This is a genomic window from Curtobacterium sp. MCSS17_011 (genome assembly GCF_003224275.1).
GTDB lineage: Bacteria > Actinomycetota > Actinomycetes > Actinomycetales > Microbacteriaceae > Curtobacterium.
In genome coordinates this window covers 94,779-112,071 of record NZ_QKLE01000004.1, presented here as the reverse complement: position 1 = coordinate 112,071, position 17,293 = coordinate 94,779, and the positions used below count along the sequence as shown (strand labels likewise).

Genomic DNA, 17,293 nt, shown 5'->3' with positions numbered 1-17,293 from the left:
GGCCGTCGGCGTGTTCGTCGTGCGCTGCGGGCGGACCTGGGACGCCGTTCCGGGAGCGCGGCGCACCATCGGGGTCCGCCCACGACGAGGAGCCGCGATGCCGCATGCCCTACGACCGGCCCGACCGCGCCCGGTCCGGCTCGACGAGCTCGCCCGAGCACTCGGTGTCGACGGTCCCGGCGGGGGTGCCGGGCCCTTCGCGGGTGCCGGTGGCGGTGAGGGCCCCGGCGCCGTCCCGGTGACCGGCCTGGCGCTCGCCACCGACGAGCTCCGGCCGGGGATGCTGTTCGCCGCGCTCCCCGGTCGCGTCGCACACGGCGCGCAGTACGCCGAGGCGGCGCGCGACGCCGGTGCTGCCGCGGTGCTGACGGACCCGCACGGCCAGGCCGCGGCGCGACGGAGCGGGCTGCCGGTCCTCGTCGTGCCGGACGTCCGCGCACACCTGGGAGCCGTCGCACAGCTCCTCGCCGGCACGGAGTCGCTGCCGTTCCCGCTGTTCGGGGTGACCGGCACGAACGGCAAGACCTCGACGGTCCACCTGCTCGATGCTCTGATGCGCCGGCTGGGGTGGCGGTCGGCGATCAGCAGCACGGTCGAGCGCCGTGTCGACGACGAGTCGCTGCCGAGCGCGCTGACGACACCGGAGGCGCCCGAACTGCACGCGTTCCTGGCGCGCGCCGCTGAACGCGGGGTGGACGGCGCGGCGCTCGAGGTGAGTGCGCAGGGGCTGTCCCGGCACCGCACCGACGGCGTCCGGTTCGACGTGGCGGGATTCACGAACCTGTCGCACGACCACCTCGACGACTACGCCGACATGGACGAGTACCTGGCGGCCAAGGCCCTGCTGTTCACGCCGGCTCGGTCGCGCGCCGGTGTGGTGTCACTCGACTCACCCGCCGGCCGACGGATCGTCGAGCGGGCGACGGTCCCGGTGACGACGATCTCGACCGCCCCCGCGGCCGGGGCCGACTGGACCGTCCTGGTGTGGGAGCAGCGGCCCGACGGCACCCGGTCGACCCTGACCGCACCGGACGGCACGACGTTCGCCCTCGACCTCCCGCTGCTCGGCGTGCACATGGCGGCGAACGCCGGGCTGGCGGTGGCGATGCTCGCGACCGCCGGGGTGCCCGTCGCGGCCCTGCTCGACGCGACCGAGGGTCGTCTCGACGTCGTCGTCCCCGGGCGGATGGCGGACGCATCGGCCGCGACCGGGCCCCGTGTCTTCGTGGACTTCGCGCACACCCCGGACGCCTTCGCGAAGAGCCTGCAGGCGGTGCGGGCGTTCGCACCGGGCCGGGTCGGGATCGTCCTCGGGGCGGACGGCGACCGGGACCCGAGCAAGCGGGCGGCGATGGGAGTGGTGGCGGCCGAGGCCGCCGACGTCGTCGTCGTGGCCGACCACCACCCGCGGTTCGAGGACCCGGCCCCGATCCGGGCGGCCATCGTCGACGGTGCGCGCACGAGCGGGCACGACGCGTTGGTGGTCGAGGAGCCGGACCCGGCGAGGGCGATCCGCCGGGCGATCGCCGAGGTCGGTGACGACGGGGTCGTGTACTGGGCCGGTCCGGGCCTGACCGACTACCGGGACGTCCGCGGGGTGCACGTGCCCTACTCGTCGTTCCGGGATGCCCAGGCCGCACTCGCCGAGGCGGGGCACCTGCCCGGCGCTCGCTGTGAGCTCGCCTGCGAACCGTCGATGTAGGTTGCACACAACTCAGTTGCGTGGCAGTGTGAACACATGCCCGTGACCGACGAGATGGTGTGCTTCTCCCTCTACGCGGCGTCTCGCGCCACCACGCAGGCGTACCGCACGATGCTCGAACCCTGGGGCCTGACGTACCCGCAGTACCTGGTGCTCGTGACCCTGTGGGTCGAGGGCGACCAGACCGTCTCGGGCCTCGGCGAACACCTGCAGCTCGACTCCGGCACCCTCTCGCCACTGCTCCGCCGCATGGAGCAGAGGGACCTGGTCCGCCGCGAGCGCCGCAGCACCGACGAGCGCGTCGTCACGGTGGCCGTCGGTGACCGCGGCCGCGAACTGCGGTCCGAGCTGAGCGGCATCCCCGCACGCATCGCCGCCGGGATGGGCCTGTCCGACGAACGTGCCGCCGCCGAGCTCATCGCGACGCTGCACCGGCTGACCGAGACGATGCACGCCGCGGCCGTTCCCGAGCCCGACTCCGCCGTTTCGCGCTGAGCGACGCCGCACGCCCACGTGCGCCCGTGAACTGTCGCTGAGCGCGAGAGCACGCCGCACGTCAACTTCACGATCCGCCCCACAAGGAAGGAACACCATGGAAGCCCTCTACACCGCCGAGGCACTGGCCACCGGCGAAGGCCGCAACGGCCACGTCGCCACGAGCGACGGCACGGTCGAGTTCGACCTCGCCATCCCGAAGGAGATGGGTGGCTCCGGCAACGGCGCCAACCCCGAGCAGCTCTTCGCCGCCGGGTACGCCGCGTGCTTCCACTCCGCACTGCAGGGCGTCGCCCGCAGCCAGAAGGTGAAGATCACCGACTCCTCCGTCGGCGGCCGCGTGTCGATCGGCCCGAACGGCAACGGCGGCTACCAGCTCGCCGTCATGCTCGAGGTCGTCATCCCCGGCCTGGAGCACGACCAGGCCCAGGCCCTCGCCGACGCGGCCCACCAGGTCTGCCCGTACTCGAACGCGACCCGCGGCAACATCGACGTCACCATCGTCGTCTCGGAGGACTGACCCATGAGCACCACCACCCCCACCACCATGGGCGCCGTCGTCCACGAGACGTTCGCCGAGCCCGCCGACGTCCTCGAGGTGCAGGAGCGCCCCGTCCCGACCCCCGGCGCCGGCGAGGTCCTCGTGCGCACCGTCCTCTCCCCCATCCACAACCACGACCTGTGGACCGTCCGCGGCACCTACGGCTTCAAGCCGGAGCTGCCCGCCGCCTCGGGCACCGAAGCACTCGGCGTCGTCGAGGCACTCGGCGAGGGCGTCACGAACCTGCAGGTCGGCCAGCGCGTCGCCGGTGGTGCCTTCGGCGTCTGGGCCGAGTACTACACCGCGAACGCGGCCGGGCTCGTCCCGGTGCCGGACGCGATGACCGACGAGGCCGCCGCGCAGCTCGTCTCGATGCCGTTCAGCGCCATCAGCCTGCTGCACTCGCTCGACCTGCACGAGGGCGACTGGATCATCCAGAACGCCGCCAACGGTGCGGTCGGTCGCATGGTCGCCCAGCTCGGCGCCGCCCGTGGCATCAACGTCATCGGACTCGTCCGTCGCGCGGCCGGTGTCGACGAGCTCCGCGAGCAGGGCATCGAGCGCATCGTCGCCACCGACGCCGACGACTGGCAGGACCAGGTCGCCGCGATCACCGGTGGCGCACCGATCATCGCCGGTGTCGAGTCCGTCGGCGGCAAGGCCGCCGGCGACATCGCCTCGGTGCTGGGCGAGAACGCCACCCTCGTCGTCTTCGGCGCGATGGCGTCGCCGACGCTCGAGATCCCGTCGGGCAAGGTCATCTTCGGCCAGCTCACGGTGAAGGGCTTCTGGGGCTCCGTCGTCAGCAGGACGATGCCGGCCGAGACGAAGGGGCAGCTCTTCGGTGAGCTCATCACCCGCGTGCTCGACGGCTCGCTGACGCTCCCCGTCGCCGAGACCTTCGCCTTCGAGCAGGTCCGCGACGCCGTGCGCGCCAGCGACACCGCGGGCCGCGTCGGCAAGGTGCTCCTGCGCCCGTAGACGCAACGGCATGACGAACGGGAGGCCCGTGGCGGATCCGCCACGGGCCTCCCGTTCGTTCGCTGGTCCGTCACATGGCCTCCTTGATCCCCCGACGAACCAGCCACACGTTCACGGGGTACGAGCAGACGAAGCCCGCAACCATCGCCAGCTGCATCGCCACCCAGAACTCGGGCGAGAAGACGCTCGCGCGTCCGCCGACGAGTGCCGGGAACACGACCAGCTGCCACAGCGCCATCAGGCCGTACATGCCGACCTGCCACGCGATGATCGACAGCGTGTCGGCCTTGAGCGCTGCGACGAGCCCGGCCCGGACGCCGAGGCCCCGCATCGGCGCGATGGCGAAGTACTGGAACGCGATGCCGAGCACGAACGCGATGACGAAGTCGACGATCCACCCGGCGACCATCCGGTCCTGGTAGAGCGTGCCCAGGCCGACCGCCACCCCGACCACCGGGAACGCCGCGAGCCCGAACTCCCCGATCAGGTCACCGAGTGCGCAGCCGGCACCGCAGTGACTCGTGTCGATCGCGTTGCCTACCCACCGTCCGTGGCCAGGCGCGGTGGCCCGACCCCGGCGCAGGTAGAAGACGAGCCACACGACGCTGCCGAACAGCATCGTGAGCGGCCACACGAACGCCATCACGCGCATCTGCGGCGGGCGGCGCACGACGTCGACCGCCACGAACGCCGCGCAGCCCACGGCGATCACGAGCAGCGCGGCGCAGACCAGGGTGACCGGCACCGGGAACGCACCGGCGCCGAGTGCTTCCACGTCAGCCGCCGATCACGTGGATGCCGTACGCCGCGAAGAACCCGAGGACAGCGATGAGGCCCGTCCAGGGCCCGGTCTTCCGGAAGGCCTCGGGCAGCATGGTGTCCGCGAGCATCGCCAGGATGGCTCCGGCGGCGACAGCGGTCACGGCGCTCTGCACCCCGGCCGGTGCCTGCCCGAGGATCGCGTACCCGCCGAGCGCCGAGAGGGCGCACGCGAGGGCGATGGCGCCCCAGACGGAGAACACGTACCGCGCTCCCCGACCGTTCTCCTTCATGTCGGACGTGCTGGACAGCCCCTCCGGCAGGTTCGAGATGACGACCGCGGCCACGACCGCGATCGACAGCGAGCCGCCCGCGGCGAGCCCGACTCCCTGCACCGCCGTCTCCGGGATGCCGTCGAGCAACGCGCCGAGGGCGATGCCGAGCCCGGTGCCGGAGCCGGGCGACCCGGCCCCGCTGCGCTTCTTCCGCGCACCGCGCCGTTCCAGCAGCACGTCGAGGCCGACGTAGACGACCGCGCCGCCCAGGAACCCGGCCATCGCCGTCCAGAACGTGCCGGACCGGGTGGCCTCGGCGACGAGGTCGAAGGAGAGCGCCGAGAGGAGGACGCCGGCGCCGAAGGCGGTGATCGTCGCCACGACCGTCCGCGGCACACGGACGAACCAGGCGATCGCGGCACCGACGACGAGGGCGAGACCGGAGGCCAGACCGGCGCCGGTCGCCAGGAGGAGGGGATGCACGGGTCGAGTGTAGGAACCCGCCGATCCGTGGGCACCAAGGTCGCCCGGACACGATTGCGCGCCCATGGTGAGCAGAAGACGTCGGGTGCCCTGAGGCGACCCGACGTCTTCTGCTCACTCGGTACAGCGCGGTGTGGACTAGCGGCGCGACGCCTTCTCCGGGACGGTGAAGATGTTGCCGGTCGTGACGCCCTCCTCGACCTCTTCGAGGGTGCGGCCGCGGCTCTCCGGCACGAACTTCCAGATGAAGAACAGTGCCAGCAGCCCGACGACCCCGAAGCCGAAGAAGGTCCCGGTGATGCCGGTCGCGGCGACGATCGTCGGGAAGTACAGCCCGAGGAACGCGTTCGCGATCCAGAGGCAGAACACCGAGATGCCCATGCCGAGTGCACGGATCTGGGTCGGGAAGATCTCGGACAGGACGACCCACACGGCGATGTTGAGGAAGGTCTGCATCGAGCCGACGAAGGCGACGACCAGGAACAGGATGACCCACGGACGAGCCGGGTTGCCGTCCGGCAGCGCCACCGAGGCGATGCCGATGAGGAAGTGGCAGACGGTCGTCAGCGAGAACCCGATGATCAGGGTCGTGCGGCGGTTGATCTTCTCCATGTTGGAGATGGCGATGATGCCACCGATCACGGCGATGACGCCGGGCGCGATGTTGGCGATGAGCGCTGCCGACTGCTCGAAGCCCGACTCGATCAGCACGGTCTGGCCGTAGTACATGATCGAGTTGATTCCGGTGAGCTGCTGCGCGACCCCGAGCCCGGCACCGATGAGCACGATGCGGATGAGCCACTTGTTGCCGAGCAGGGTGCGCCAGCCGCTGACCTTCTGCAGCTTCGCCTCGAGGTCGTTGGTGCGCTTGATGTCGTCGAGCTCGGCGTTCGCCCGCTCGGTCGTGCGGATCTGCCCGAGGACCGAGAGTGCCTCGTCGTTGCGGCCCTTCGACGCGAGCCAGCGCGGCGACTCCGGCACGCGGAGCATGCCGACGAACAGCGCGATCGCGGGGAGCGCACAGACGGCCAGCATGACGCGCCACACGCCGTTGCCCTCACCCCACACGGTGCCGATGAAGGCGTTGACCACGAACGCAGCGAGCTGGCCGATCACGATCATGAGCTCGTTGCGGCCGGACAGCGACCCGCGGATCTCGTACGGCGCGAGTTCGGCGAGGAACACCGGCACCACCGTGGAGGCGCCACCCACCGCGAGCCCGAGGAGCACACGACCGACGACGATGACCTCGAACGTCGGCGCGAACACGCAGATCAGCGTGCCGACGAAGAACGTGACGGCCAGCAGGATGATGGTCTTGCGGCGACCCCAGCCGTCGGCGATGCGGCCGCCGAGCATGGCACCGATCGCGGCGCCGAAGAGCAGCGAGCTGGTGACCACGCCCTCGGTGAAGTTCGTGAGGCCGAGCTCCGCCTTCATCGGGTTCAGGGCACCGTTGATGACACCGGTGTCGTACCCGAAGAGCAACCCGCCGAACGTGGCGACGAGGGCCAGCACGCCGAGTCGTCGGCGGTGCGGCCCGGTCCCCAACGGGGGCAGTGCGACAGTCGGGGCTGTCGGTTTGATGTCGACCATTCGGTGACTCCTTCGTCGGTGATCGCGCTTCATCGCGTGGACCGATCGTAACCCGATTCCATGTCCTGTCAATTGGACATTCTGTCGTCAGGCTATTTGGATCGGTCCACATAACGCCTGATGAGGACGGGAGCGGTCCAATGCGCGGGTCGGGCCTAGCGCTCGTCGTCGACGGGGCCCTCGCCCAGGACGTCCCCCAACGAGGCCATGTCGGCGCCGTGGTCGGTGTAGCGGCGTACGGTCCGGCGGGCGGCGGCAGTCGCGGCACCGGACAGGGCGGGGTTGCGCCGGGCCGCGTCGGCGACGCGTCCGGCGTGCCCCGCGGTGGAGAGCAGTACGTTCGCGAGCGCGCGGGCGTCGCCACGTTCGGGGACCCCGGTCACGGTCCAGGCCGTGCGGACCTGGGCGTCGGGGGTGACGCCGCGACGGGTGCCCATCCGGTGCCAGTCCGACAGCACGCCCTCGGTGCGCGAGGCCGCTCGGTCTGCCTCGCCTGCGCGTCGGCGTGCGGCGTCGCGGGCGTCGGACTCGCCGTCCGAGCCCTCGACGGTGTCGTACCGGTCGGTGAGCCCGTCGGCCCGTCGTCGGACGCTGTCGGCCCGTTCACGCGCTGCGACGTCGTCACCACCGGCCGCTGCGATGCGGGCGGCGTGCGCGGCAGCAGCCGCGGCGAGGATCTCCGAACGCTCCATGCCCTCGACCGTAGCCGCTCCGACGGACATCACCCCGCCGCCGGGGCGGCCGGACTGCACCCCGGGACACACTCCCGCGGTCGCTGACGATCGCGCACCCGCAGTCGCGTTACCCTCGACGTAAGGGGGGATCATGAAACGGACCGGCGGAATCGCCATCGTGCTGGCGGCCGGCGTGGTGCTGTCCGGCTGCTCGCTGCTGCGGGGACCGGACGGCGCCCTGCCCACTCCCTCCACTCCGCCGGCGTCCAGCCCGACGGCGAGCGAGACCCCGGCCGCGACCCCGACCGGTGAGTCCGCATCGGACCTGATCGAGGCGTCGGCGAACCCGCGCACACCGACCCCGGTGCCGACGGAGGCCGCCGCACCCGCACCGACGCTGACACCGATCCCCGCCGGGACCGTTCTGGCCCAGGGCGACGTGGCCTCGCCGAAGGGCAGCGTCCACTTCCACTTCCGGGTGGTCGCGGACGGCGACGACACGTTCACCGCGCAGTACTCCGGGATCACCTCGACGCTGCCGGTGCCGATCGGCGTCGCGTTGTTCGACCTGCCCCGAGCGGTGGGTGACGGCCTGACCTACCCCGGTGTCGGTGACCGGACCCTCGGCGGCCCGACCAGCGGGGCGATCGCCACCGACGTTCCGTTGGACGGATCCGGGGTCGACCCGTCCCACCTCGGCACCCTCGTGACCTACTCCGCTGCGGCCGCCGGGCAGGACGTCCCCGTCGAGATCTCCGCCGGCAAGGTCCTCGCGGTGTCCTCCGTCCGGTGGTCCGTCCCCGCGCGGCAGACGAACGTGCACCCGAAGGACGCCGGACGACGGGCCAACGCGACCGGTACCGTCACCGCGACCACGGCCGCCGGCGCTCCGAGGTCCTACGGCGTCGCACCGGACGACCTGATAGGGGAAGTCGCGGCGCGGTTCGGCATCACCGTCCGCGACCTGGTCTGGCTCAACGAGGGCGTCCAGGTGTTCGGCGAGGACCAGCACCTGTACGAGGGCACGTCCCTCAACCTCGACCCGCTCGCCCGCTGACCTGCGGCGCGGCAGGCGGCGTTTCGCGCTGGGCGACACCTCACGGGCCAGCGCGCGCGTGAGGTGTCGCTGAGCGCGAAACCAACCCGGCGTCCGCCCCGCGGCCAGCGCACGCACACGACGGACGGGAGGCCCGTGGCGGATCCGCCACGGGCCTCCCGTCCGTCAGGTGGGGGCGTCCGCTACTTCCGCAGCTCCAGGTACTTCGCGATGAGCGCCTTGGTCGACGGGTCCTGCGCGTCGAGCGCAGCCTGGTCGCCCTCGACGGCAGGCGTGACCTGCAGCGCCAGCTGCTTGCCGAGCTCCACACCCCACTGGTCGAACGAGTCGATGCCCCAGATCGTGCCCTCGGTGAACACGATGTGCTCGTACAGGGCGATGAGCTGGCCGAGGACGCTCGGGGTGAGCTCCGGCGCGATGATCGACGTGGTCGGCTTGTTGCCGGGGAACGTGCGCGCCGCGACGATGCCAGCGTCGGTGGTGCCCTCGGCGCGGACCTCGTCGGCGCTCTTGCCGAACGCGAGCGCCTTGGTCTGCGCGAAGAAGTTCGCCAGGAACAGCGTGTGCACGTCGGTGCCGGGCGCGACGCCCTTGCCGTCTCCGGTCTCGTCCTTCAGCGGACGGGCCGGGTTGGCGACCGTGATGAAGTCGGCCGGGATCAGGCGGGTGCCCTGGTGGATGAGCTGGTAGAACGCGTGCTGGCCGTTCGTGCCGGGCTCACCCCAGAAGACCTCGCCGGTCTCGGTGGTGACGGGCGAGCCGTCCCAGCGGACGCGCTTGCCGTTCGACTCCATCGTGAGCTGCTGCAGGTACGCGGCGAAGCGGTGCAGGTACTGCGTGTACGGCAGGACCGCGTGGCTCTGCGCACCGAGGAAGTTCGTGTACCAGACGTTGAGCAGGCCCATCAGGACGGGGACGTTCTGCTCCAACGGCGTGGTGCGGACGTGCTCGTCGATCGCGTGGAAACCGGCGAGGAACTGCTCCCAGTTCTCCTTGCCGATCGCGATGACGACGCTCGTGCCGATGGCCGAGTCGACCGAGTAGCGGCCGCCCACCCAGTCCCAGAAGCCGAACGCGTTCTCGGGGTCGATGCCGAACGCCTCGACCTTGTCGAGCGCGGTGGAGACGGCGACGAAGTGCTTGGCGACGGCGTTCTTCTTCTCGTCGTCGGCGGCGTCGGTCAGGCCGAGCTCCTCCCACAGCCACTGGCGGGCGAGGCGCGCGTTCGTCAGGGTCTCGAGCGTGCCGAAGGTCTTCGACGCGACGATGAAGAGCGTGGTCTCGGGGTCCAGGTCGGCGGTCTTCTCGTAGATGTCCGCAGGGTCGATGTTCGAGACGAAGCGGGCCTCGAGGCCGGGCTGGACATAGGGCTTGAGCGCCTCGTAGACCATGACCGGGCCGAGGTCGGACCCACCGATGCCGATGTTGACGACGGTCTCGATGCGCTTGCCGGTGACGCCGGTCCAGGCGCCGCTGCGGACCTGCTCGGCGAAGCCGTAGACCTTGTCGAGCGTGGCGTGCACGTCGGCGTCGACGTCCTGGCCGTCGACGGTCAGCGGGGCCGCCGGCACGAGGCCCTCGGTCGCCTTCGGACGTCGGAGCGCGGTGTGCAGGACGGCGCGGTCCTCGGTGACGTTGATGTGCTCACCGGCGAGCATCGCCTGGAAGCGCTCGGCCACGCCGGTGTCCTTCGCGACCTGCAGCAGCGCGGCGAGGATCTCGTCGGTCACCAGGCCCTTGGACAGGTCGACGGTCAGGTCGGCCGCCTGGAAGGTGTACTGCTCGGCACGACCGGGGTCGCTGTCGAACCACCCTCGCAGGTCCGGGGTGAAGTCGGCAGCGATGCTGTCGAGCTTCTTCCAGCCTTCGGTCGATGTGGGGTCGACGGGAGCGGATTCGGTCACTTCGGTCCTCCTGGGGATCACGTTCAAGACGTACAGCCCGCGGGTCACGCAGCGCTGCGTCGCGGACCGTCTTCGAGCGTAGTGCGCTCCGGCAGGTGGTGCGCACAGTCGGCCGGGAGGCGCGGCTCGCGTTCGCTCCACGCGTCACGCCCCGGGGCCGGTCGCGTTCAGGGCCGCGGTCGGCTTGCCGGGTTCACGGCTGCGGTGCGAAGCGACGCAGGCGCAGGCTGTTGGTCACGACGAAGACCGACGAGAACGCCATCGCCGCACCCGCGAGCACCGGGTTGAGCAGCCCCGCCATCGCGAGCGGGATCGCCGCGACGTTGTACGCGAACGCCCAGAACAGGTTGCCCTTGATGACGCCGAGCGTGGCGCGCGACAGCCGGATGGCGTCGGCCACCACGGGGAGCCGACCGCTCACCACCGTGATGTCGCTCGCCGCGATGGCCGCATCGGTGCCGGCCCCCATGGCGATGCCGAGGTCGGCCGCGGCGAGCGCGGCGGCGTCGTTCACGCCGTCGCCGACCATCGCGACGCTCCGCCCCTCGGACTGCAGCCGGCGGACGGTCTCGAGCTTCGACGCCGGGGTCGCGCGAGCGTGCACCTCGTCGATGCCGACACGGGCGGCGACCGCGTGTGCGGCACCCTCGTTGTCGCCGGTGAGCAGGACCGGGTGCAGGCCGAGCGCCTGGAACCGGGCGATCGCGTCGGCGGCCTCGGGCTTGACGGTGTCCCCGACGACGACCACGCCCAGGGCGGTGCCGTTCCGGGCGACGACGACCGCGGTTGCCCCGTCGGCCTCGGCGCGCTCGACGTCGTCGGACAGAACCGTCGGCAGGGCGATCGACCACGAGTCGGCGAGCCAGCGGGTCGTGCCGACGAGCACGACGTCGCCGTCCACGACGGCCCGCACCCCGGCACCCGCGGTCGCGGTGAACTGCTCGGCCTCGGGCAGGTCGGCACCTCGGGCACGGGCCGCGGTGGTCACGGCACGGGCCACGGGGTGTTCCGAGCCGTCCTCGACCGCGGCGGCGAGGCGCAGGACGAAGTCCTCGGTCTCGTCGACGGCGGTCACCGACCGCAGGGTCATCGACCCCGTGGTGACGGTGCCGGTCTTGTCGAGCACGACGGTGTCGACGCCGCGGGTGCGCTCGAGCACCTGCGGGCCGCCGATCAGGATGCCGAGCTGCGAGCCTCGACCGGTCCCGACCAGCAGCGCGGTGGGCGTGGCGAGTCCGAGGGCGCACGGGCAGGCGATGATCAGGGTGGCGACGGCCGCGGTGAAGGCCGCGGTGACCGAGCCGCCGAACACGAGCCAGCCAACGAAGGCCAGCACGGCGAGCGCGATGACGATCGGCACGAAGAGCCCGGACACGCGGTCGGCCAGGCGCTGCACCTCGGCCTTGCCGGTCTGGGCGTCCTCGACCAGGCGACCCATGCGGGCGAGCTCGGTGTCGGCGCCGACGCGCGTGATCGAGACGACGAGCCGGCCGCCGACGTTGATCGTGGCGCCGGTGACCCGGTCGCCCGGGCCGACCTCGACCGGCACGGACTCGCCGGTGAGCATGCTGAGGTCGACGGCCGAGGAGCCGTCCTGCACCAGGCCGTCGCTCGGGATCCGCTCGCCGGGTCGCACCACGACGACGTCGCCGACGACGAGTGACGAGGCCGGCGCGCGGTGTTCGGCACCGTCGCGCAGGACGGTGGCGTCCTTCGCACCGAGTTCGAGCAGCGCCCGGAGTGCGGCACCGGACTGCGTCTTCGCGCGGGCCTCCATGTACCGGCCGGCGAGGATGAACACCGTCACGGCCGTCGCGACCTCGAGGTACAGGTCGGTGGCCTCGGGGTCCGTGGCGAACCACGAGAACGTCATGTGCATGCCGGTCGTGCCGGCGTCGCCGAAGAACAGGGCGTACAGCGACCACCCGAAGGCAGCGAGGACCCCGACGCTCACCAGGGTGTCCATGGTGGCGGCTCCGTGGCGGGCGTTGACCCACGCGGCACGGTGGAACGGGAGCGCACCCCAGACCGCGACGGGCGCGGCGAGCGTCAGGGCGAGCCACTGCCAGTTCGGGAACTGCAGGGCCGGCACCATCGAGAGCACCACGACGGGCACCGCGAGCACGGCGGACACGACCAGGCGTCGGCGCAGCGGGTCCGACGGGCCGGCATCAGCCGCGGGTTCGGCGTCAGCGGCGGCGGGCGGTGCCGGCACCGTGGCGCCGTACCCGGCCGACTCCACCGCGGCGATCAGCGCCTCGGGGTCGGCGGTGCCGTCCGCGGCGACCTGCACCTGCGCCTTCTCGGTGGCGTAGTTGACGGTGGCGGTGACCCCGGGCAGCTTGCCGAGCTTCCGCTCGATGCGGTTCGCACACGAGGCGCAGGTCATCCCGGTGATGTCGAGTTCGACGGTGCGGTCCGTCACGAGCGCACGACCTCGTACCCCGCCTCGGCGACCGCGGCGCGGAGGGCGTCCGCGTCGACGGGTGCCGCAGAGCTGACGGTGACCTCGGACGATCCGCCGGGGACGAGTCGGACGTCGACGCCGGACACCCCGTCGACCTCGGTGAGCTCCTCGGTGACGCTCATCACGCAGTGGTCGCAGGTCATGCCCTCGACGAGCAGCGTTTCGGTGGTCATGGTGTCTCCTTCTCGGTGATGGGTGGTCAGGAGCGGACGAGCCGGGCGATCGCCTGGCTGGCCTCGCGCACCTTCTCGTCGGCGGCGTCCCCGCCCTCGGCGACGGCCTCGGCGACGCAGTGCGCCAGGTGGTCCTCGAGCAGCGACAGCGCGACGCGTTCGAGCGCCCGGTTCGCCGCCGAGATCTGGGTCAGGACGTCGATGCAGTACGTCTCGTCCTCGACCATCCGCGCGATGCCGCGCACCTGCCCCTCGGCGCGACGGAGTCGCTTGAGCAGGTCGTCCTTGTCGCCGATGTACCCGACGTGTTCGTGCATGTCCGCCTCCACCGTTCTCAATACGGTACCCCCCTAGGGTATCCCGTTCCGGTCTCGCCGCAACCGGTGGCATGATCTGCGGATGGACCCCTCGACGACGAACGGATTCCGCCGACTGCGGTTCTCCGACGGCGCGGGCTCCGACTACTCGGACATCTTCGCGGCCGAGTACGGCGGCTCGGACTTCGCCTCCGAGACCTTCGCCACCGACGACGCCCGGTACGAGTACACGGTCGTGGGCGACGACGACCTGACGCTCCGCACCATGCGGGCCGAGGGCGGTCGGCGCGGCGGTGTCATCGGGGTGCGGGACGACCACGTGGTGTTCTGGCTGACCAAGGGTCGGCTCGAGATGCACTTCGCTGACCGCACCCGCGTCGTCGAACCGGGCAGCCCGTACATCGCCTCGGCGTCCGAGGCCTACCGGTTCGAGTCCGACGGCACCGTCTACAACGGCGTGCACGTGTCCGACCGGTTCCTGCGCAGCGTCGGCCGCGACCTCGGCTACCGCCTACCCGACGGCCCACTGTTGTTCGACCAGCAGGACGAGGTCGTCGCCCGGCGTGAACCGCTGCGACACCTGATCCGTGAACTCGGGCCGGCCCTGGTCGACGACCGCGTGCTCGGACCGACGCGGACCGCGCTGAACCGCCGACTGGCCGTCGTCATCCTGGACACGTTCCCCATCCGCAACCGCGGCGACGACGTCCCCGTGGCGAACCGGCTCCGCGACGCGATCCGGTTCATCGAGCTGCACGCCGCCGAACGCCCCTCGGTCCCCACGATCGCCGCCGCCTGCGGACTGAGCCAGCGCGGGCTGCAGGACGTCTTCACCCGCACCCTCGACACCACCCCGCACCGGTTCCTCCGCGACCACCGTCTGGACCGGGTGCGCGAGGAACTGCTGCGTGCGGACCGCGCCGGGGGTACGAAGGGACCGACGGGCATCTCCGCGATCGCCCGACGTTGGGGCTTCACCAACCCCGGGCGCTTCGCCGAGACCTACCGCGACCGCTTCGGAGAGGACCCGGCCACGACGAAGCGTGCGTCGCTCTCGGCGCAGCCGGAGGTCGGCAAGGCCTCGTGGCGGGTCCGGCGCGCGGTCTCGTTCATCGAGCAGCACCTCGACGACGCCCTCACGCTGGACGACATCGCCGCCGCTGCAGGTGTGCTCCCCCGCCGGTTGCAGCAGCTCTTCCGCGAGGAGCGCGGCGAGTCCCCGATGGCCTGCGTGCGGTCGATGCGGGTCGCCGCAGAACGCAACAGCGCGGCCGGAAACAGCGCTTCCGACTGACGGAACACCCCGGGGGTACACGCAGATCCCCGGATTTCCGGGGATCCCTGGATCTTCCCCGAATCCCGGAAGTCGTGTGTGACGAATCTCTTCCACAGCCCGTCTCATCCGTGAACAGCAACCGCTGGGAACGCCCGGCGGGTCAACGGAAGGAACGAACATGGCTGACACCATCACCCCCACCCCGGCCACCACGGCGACCCGTGCCACCTCGCACGCCGGCACCAGCGGCGTCACCGGCAAGACCGTCATCGACGACACCGTCGTGTCGAAGGTCGCCGGCATCGCCGCCCGCGAGGTCAACGGCGTGCACTCCCTCGGCAACGGCGCAGCCCGTGCCATCGGCGCCCTCCGCGACGCCATCGGCCAGCGCGACTTCGGTCAGGGAGTCAAGGTCGAGGTCGGCGAGAAGCAGGTCGCCGCGGACATCGTGATCGTCGCCGAGTACCCGGTGTCGCTCCAGCAGGTCGCCGACGGCGTCCGTGCCGGTGTCGCCCGTGCCCTCGAGCAGATCGTCGGCATGGAGGTCGCCGAGGTCAACGTGACCGTCCAGGACGTCTTCATCCCGGGCGACGACGACGACAACGAGGACGAGAAGAAGGAAGCCCGAGTCGCATGAGCAACACGCTGATCGGCGCCCTCATAGGCGCAGTCCTCGCCGTCGTGGCACTGCAGTTCGGGTTCTGGGGCTTCGTGCTCGTGATCGTGTTCGGTGCGATCGGGGCCCTCGTGGCCGCGCTCGCCACCGGGCGCATCGACCGCGGTGCCCTGACCGACGTGCTGACCGGACGCCGGAGCTCCCGGTGAACGCCGGCCCGGACGTCCCGGGCCGCGTCGAGATCACCGCACGCGCGCTCACCTCGCTGGCGCGGGCCGTCGCAGCCGAAGGGCTCGGCGCCCCCGCCAAGCGGGTGCGCGTCGGACTCGGCGACGCGTCGGGAGCACTGTCGCTCGACATCACCGGGCCGATCGCCGCGAGCGACGACATCGTCTCCGGGTCGATGCGGATCGCGGACCAGGTCAAGGGCCGCGTGAGCGACCTGACCGGGCGCCGCGTCGGCAGTGCCCACATCGAACTGACCGGGATCGTGCGCGAGCACGAGTCCCGTGCCCGCTAGGAGGCCATCATGAGCAACGGTTCCGTCGAACGACGCATCCGTCGTCGGAGCGTCCACCGTTCCCGCTCCACGGCAGTGGCGGTGGCCCTGGTGGTCCTCGCGCTGGTGGCCGCCTGGATCGGCACCGAGTCGGTGCTCAGCGCAATCGGACGCCCACCGCTGGTCGCTGACCCGCAGACGGTCGTCGACACGGCGCTCCGCCCGGACGCCGCGTTCGTCACCATCGTCGAGGTCATCGCGGGTGCACTCGTCGTCCTCGGCGTCGTGTTGGTCGTCCTGGCGCTCAAGCCCGGTCGCCAGCACCGATCGGTCGTCGAGCACGACCGCGGTGCGGTCGTCATCGACGCCCGCATCGTCGCCTCCACCGCGGCGAACGCCGCCGGCATGGCGGCCGGTGTCCCCGAGGGGAACGCCTCCGCCACCGCCCGTGGCCGTTCCACCGAGGTCCGCATCGTCCCCGTCACCGGCGTACCGGTCGACGAGGCGAGCGTCCGCGCCGCAGTCGTGGAGCGCCTGAGCGGTCTCGACGAGCGCTTCGGCCGACACGTCCGCGTCCGGGCCGAGGAGAAGGGAACCCTCGCATGACCAAGAGCAACCGGACCCTCAACCGGATCATCCTGTTCGTCCTCGGTCTCGTCGCCGTCGTCGTCGGGATCGCGATGGGGGCGGGCGTGCTGCCCGCCGTCCAGGACGCGGTCAAGCCGTACGTCGACCTCCCCCGCAGCCTCGACGTCCCCGCGTCCGCGCTGTGGATCGTCGCCGGGGCCGCGGCCCTCGTGATCGTCCTGTCACTCGTGTGGGTGTCCACCCGCGGTGGTGGCGGCACGTCCGTCGCCGTCCGGGAGCGCTCGGGCGACGACGCCGTCACGATCAACGTCGCACTCGTGCGGGACGTCGTCGAACACGAACTCGCGGGTGTCCGCGACGTGGTCGGCTCCCGTGTCGACACCTACCTCGTCCGCCGGCAGCGCGCCGCACGGATCCGTGTCGCGGTCCGCCGCGGCGGGGACGCCGTCACCGTGCTCGACGCCGTCGACCGAGCCGTCGCGGTCCTCGACCGCACCCTCGGCCGTCCGGTCCCGGTGCTCGTGCACCTGACCGGCGGTACCCGCTCCGCGCTCGCGAAGTCGACCCGCGTCCACTGACACCCGTCAGCCGGACGCACCCCGGGCCTCCCGGCCCACCACCACACCAGCGGGCGCACCGCCCACCCACGAAAGGACCCGTCATGGGACTCGACGACAAGATCAAGAACGCCGCTCAGGACCTCGCCGGCAAGGCGAAGGAGGCCGTCGGCAACCTGACCAACGACGACTCCAAGGTCGCCGAAGGCAAGAAGGACCAGGCAGCTGCGAGCGCGAAGCAGACCGGCGAAGACGTCAAGGACGTCTTCAAGAAGTAGGTCGCACGACCGCATCGGGACACCCGTCGAACGGGTGCCCCGATGCGTCCCGCGC

The 17,293-nt window shown here is 71.6% G+C and carries 20 protein-coding genes; 12 read left to right on the top strand and 8 right to left on the bottom strand.

Going from position 1 to position 17,293, the window contains the following annotated elements:
- The first annotated feature begins 97 nt into the window (after window positions 1-97).
- From DEJ17_RS04380 to DEJ17_RS04365, 4 genes are all read left to right on the top strand, one after another.
- A complete protein-coding gene (locus DEJ17_RS04380) occupies window positions 98-1,702 on the top strand; it encodes a Mur ligase family protein (RefSeq protein ID WP_110892240.1) in 1,605 nt (534 codons plus the stop codon).
- A gap of 36 nt (window positions 1,703-1,738) precedes the next feature.
- Window positions 1,739-2,197 carry a MarR family winged helix-turn-helix transcriptional regulator gene (locus DEJ17_RS04375; protein ID WP_181421038.1) on the top strand — a complete coding sequence of 153 codons (459 nt, stop codon included), beginning with the start codon at window positions 1,739-1,741 and terminating at the stop codon, window positions 2,195-2,197.
- Between the two features lie 97 nt (window positions 2,198-2,294).
- Window positions 2,295-2,717 carry an organic hydroperoxide resistance protein gene (locus tag DEJ17_RS04370; RefSeq protein ID WP_027466009.1) on the top strand — a complete coding sequence of 141 codons (423 nt, stop codon included), beginning with the start codon at window positions 2,295-2,297 and terminating at the stop codon, window positions 2,715-2,717.
- A 27-nt stretch (window positions 2,718-2,744) separates the two neighbouring features.
- Entirely contained in the window at window positions 2,745-3,719 is a 975-nt protein-coding gene (locus tag DEJ17_RS04365; protein WP_110892358.1) for a zinc-binding dehydrogenase, read from the top strand.
- 70 nt (window positions 3,720-3,789) lie between these two features.
- Here the strand turns inward: DEJ17_RS04365 and DEJ17_RS04360 are convergent, their stop codons facing one another.
- The 4 genes from DEJ17_RS04360 to DEJ17_RS04345 all read right to left on the bottom strand — a co-directional run bounded on the left by DEJ17_RS04360 (window position 3,790) and on the right by DEJ17_RS04345 (window position 7,524).
- A complete protein-coding gene (locus DEJ17_RS04360; protein ID WP_220033607.1) occupies window positions 3,790-4,494 on the bottom strand; it encodes a DUF4396 domain-containing protein in 705 nt (234 codons plus the stop codon).
- 1 nt (window position 4,495) lies between these two features.
- The gene (locus tag DEJ17_RS04355) at window positions 4,496-5,236 is read right to left on the bottom strand and encodes a ZIP family metal transporter (RefSeq protein WP_110892239.1); all 741 of its coding nucleotides are present in this window, start codon (window positions 5,234-5,236) and stop codon (window positions 4,496-4,498) included.
- A gap of 138 nt (window positions 5,237-5,374) precedes the next feature.
- Window positions 5,375-6,832 carry a sugar porter family MFS transporter gene (locus tag DEJ17_RS04350; RefSeq protein ID WP_110892238.1) on the bottom strand — a complete coding sequence of 486 codons (1,458 nt, stop codon included), beginning with the start codon at window positions 6,830-6,832 and terminating at the stop codon, window positions 5,375-5,377.
- A 155-nt stretch (window positions 6,833-6,987) separates the two neighbouring features.
- A complete protein-coding gene (locus DEJ17_RS04345) occupies window positions 6,988-7,524 on the bottom strand; it encodes a hypothetical protein (protein ID WP_110892237.1) in 537 nt (178 codons plus the stop codon).
- Between the two features lie 133 nt (window positions 7,525-7,657).
- Between DEJ17_RS04345 and DEJ17_RS04340 the strand changes: the two genes are divergently transcribed.
- Window positions 7,658-8,563, top strand: a complete 906-nt coding sequence (locus DEJ17_RS04340; RefSeq protein ID WP_258366651.1) for a LysM domain-containing protein — start codon at window positions 7,658-7,660, stop codon at window positions 8,561-8,563.
- Window positions 8,564-8,745: 182 nt separating this feature from the next.
- Here the strand turns inward: DEJ17_RS04340 and pgi are convergent, their stop codons facing one another.
- The 4 genes from pgi to DEJ17_RS04320 all read right to left on the bottom strand — a co-directional run bounded on the left by pgi (window position 8,746) and on the right by DEJ17_RS04320 (window position 13,424).
- On the bottom strand, window positions 8,746-10,467 hold the full coding sequence (pgi, locus tag DEJ17_RS04335) for a glucose-6-phosphate isomerase (protein ID WP_110892236.1): 1,722 nt from the start codon (window positions 10,465-10,467) through the stop codon (window positions 8,746-8,748).
- 193 nt (window positions 10,468-10,660) lie between these two features.
- Entirely contained in the window at window positions 10,661-12,892 is a 2,232-nt protein-coding gene (locus DEJ17_RS04330) for a cation-translocating P-type ATPase (protein WP_110892235.1), read from the bottom strand.
- On the bottom strand, window positions 12,889-13,107 hold the full coding sequence (locus DEJ17_RS04325) for a heavy-metal-associated domain-containing protein (RefSeq protein ID WP_027466002.1): 219 nt from the start codon (window positions 13,105-13,107) through the stop codon (window positions 12,889-12,891). Before DEJ17_RS04325 ends, DEJ17_RS04330 begins: the two co-directional genes overlap by 4 nt.
- A 26-nt stretch (window positions 13,108-13,133) precedes the next feature.
- Window positions 13,134-13,424, bottom strand: coding sequence for a metal-sensitive transcriptional regulator (locus DEJ17_RS04320; RefSeq protein ID WP_027466001.1), 291 nt, complete (start codon window positions 13,422-13,424; stop codon window positions 13,134-13,136).
- Window positions 13,425-13,506: 82 nt separating this feature from the next.
- On the opposite strand from DEJ17_RS04320, the gene DEJ17_RS04315 reads away from it, so the two are divergent.
- The 7 genes from DEJ17_RS04315 to DEJ17_RS04285 all read left to right on the top strand — a co-directional run bounded on the left by DEJ17_RS04315 (window position 13,507) and on the right by DEJ17_RS04285 (window position 17,238).
- On the top strand, window positions 13,507-14,718 hold the full coding sequence (locus DEJ17_RS04315) for an AraC family transcriptional regulator (RefSeq protein ID WP_110892234.1): 1,212 nt from the start codon (window positions 13,507-13,509) through the stop codon (window positions 14,716-14,718).
- Window positions 14,719-14,878: 160 nt separating this feature from the next.
- Window positions 14,879-15,337, top strand: a complete 459-nt coding sequence (locus tag DEJ17_RS04310; protein WP_110892233.1) for an Asp23/Gls24 family envelope stress response protein — start codon at window positions 14,879-14,881, stop codon at window positions 15,335-15,337.
- Complete coding sequence (locus DEJ17_RS04305) at window positions 15,334-15,525, top strand: DUF2273 domain-containing protein (RefSeq protein WP_017885412.1); 192 nt, start codon at window positions 15,334-15,336, stop codon at window positions 15,523-15,525. Before DEJ17_RS04310 ends, DEJ17_RS04305 begins: the two co-directional genes overlap by 4 nt.
- Window positions 15,522-15,836: a hypothetical protein gene (locus tag DEJ17_RS04300; protein ID WP_110892232.1), complete on the top strand. Its 315-nt coding sequence runs from the start codon at window positions 15,522-15,524 to the stop codon at window positions 15,834-15,836. Before DEJ17_RS04305 ends, DEJ17_RS04300 begins: the two co-directional genes overlap by 4 nt.
- 9 nt (window positions 15,837-15,845) lie before the next feature.
- Window positions 15,846-16,421 (top strand): DUF6286 domain-containing protein, encoded by a 576-nt coding sequence (locus DEJ17_RS04295; protein WP_110892231.1) that lies wholly within the window; start codon window positions 15,846-15,848, stop codon window positions 16,419-16,421.
- Window positions 16,418-16,981 carry a hypothetical protein gene (locus DEJ17_RS04290; RefSeq protein ID WP_110892230.1) on the top strand — a complete coding sequence of 188 codons (564 nt, stop codon included), beginning with the start codon at window positions 16,418-16,420 and terminating at the stop codon, window positions 16,979-16,981. Before DEJ17_RS04295 ends, DEJ17_RS04290 begins: the two co-directional genes overlap by 4 nt.
- A gap of 83 nt (window positions 16,982-17,064) precedes the next feature.
- On the top strand, window positions 17,065-17,238 hold the full coding sequence (locus DEJ17_RS04285) for a CsbD family protein (RefSeq protein ID WP_071246087.1): 174 nt from the start codon (window positions 17,065-17,067) through the stop codon (window positions 17,236-17,238).
- Window positions 17,239-17,293 lie beyond the last annotated feature (55 nt).

Bases quoted from the DNA above. Each gene is read 5' to 3' on its own strand.
- DEJ17_RS04380 (WP_110892240.1), top strand. From the start codon at position 98: ATGCCGCATGCCCTACGACCGGCCCGACCGCGCCCGGTCCGGCTCGAC.
- DEJ17_RS04375 (WP_181421038.1), top strand. From the start codon at position 1,739: ATGCCCGTGACCGACGAGATGGTGTGCTTCTCCCTCTACGCGGCGTCT.
- DEJ17_RS04370 (WP_027466009.1), top strand. From the start codon at position 2,295: ATGGAAGCCCTCTACACCGCCGAGGCACTGGCCACCGGCGAAGGCCGC.
- DEJ17_RS04365 (WP_110892358.1), top strand. From the start codon at position 2,745: ATGGGCGCCGTCGTCCACGAGACGTTCGCCGAGCCCGCCGACGTCCTC.
- DEJ17_RS04350 (WP_110892238.1), bottom strand. From the start codon at position 6,832: ATGGTCGACATCAAACCGACAGCCCCGACTGTCGCACTGCCCCCGTTG.
- DEJ17_RS04345 (WP_110892237.1), bottom strand. From the start codon at position 7,524: ATGGAGCGTTCGGAGATCCTCGCCGCGGCTGCTGCCGCGCACGCCGCC.
- DEJ17_RS04340 (WP_258366651.1), top strand. From the start codon at position 7,658: ATGAAACGGACCGGCGGAATCGCCATCGTGCTGGCGGCCGGCGTGGTG.
- DEJ17_RS04325 (WP_027466002.1), bottom strand. From the start codon at position 13,107: ATGACCACCGAAACGCTGCTCGTCGAGGGCATGACCTGCGACCACTGC.
- DEJ17_RS04320 (WP_027466001.1), bottom strand. From the start codon at position 13,424: ATGCACGAACACGTCGGGTACATCGGCGACAAGGACGACCTGCTCAAG.
- DEJ17_RS04315 (WP_110892234.1), top strand. From the start codon at position 13,507: ATGGACCCCTCGACGACGAACGGATTCCGCCGACTGCGGTTCTCCGAC.
- DEJ17_RS04310 (WP_110892233.1), top strand. From the start codon at position 14,879: ATGGCTGACACCATCACCCCCACCCCGGCCACCACGGCGACCCGTGCC.
- DEJ17_RS04305 (WP_017885412.1), top strand. From the start codon at position 15,334: ATGAGCAACACGCTGATCGGCGCCCTCATAGGCGCAGTCCTCGCCGTC.
- DEJ17_RS04295 (WP_110892231.1), top strand. From the start codon at position 15,846: ATGAGCAACGGTTCCGTCGAACGACGCATCCGTCGTCGGAGCGTCCAC.
- DEJ17_RS04290 (WP_110892230.1), top strand. From the start codon at position 16,418: ATGACCAAGAGCAACCGGACCCTCAACCGGATCATCCTGTTCGTCCTC.
- DEJ17_RS04285 (WP_071246087.1), top strand. From the start codon at position 17,065: ATGGGACTCGACGACAAGATCAAGAACGCCGCTCAGGACCTCGCCGGC.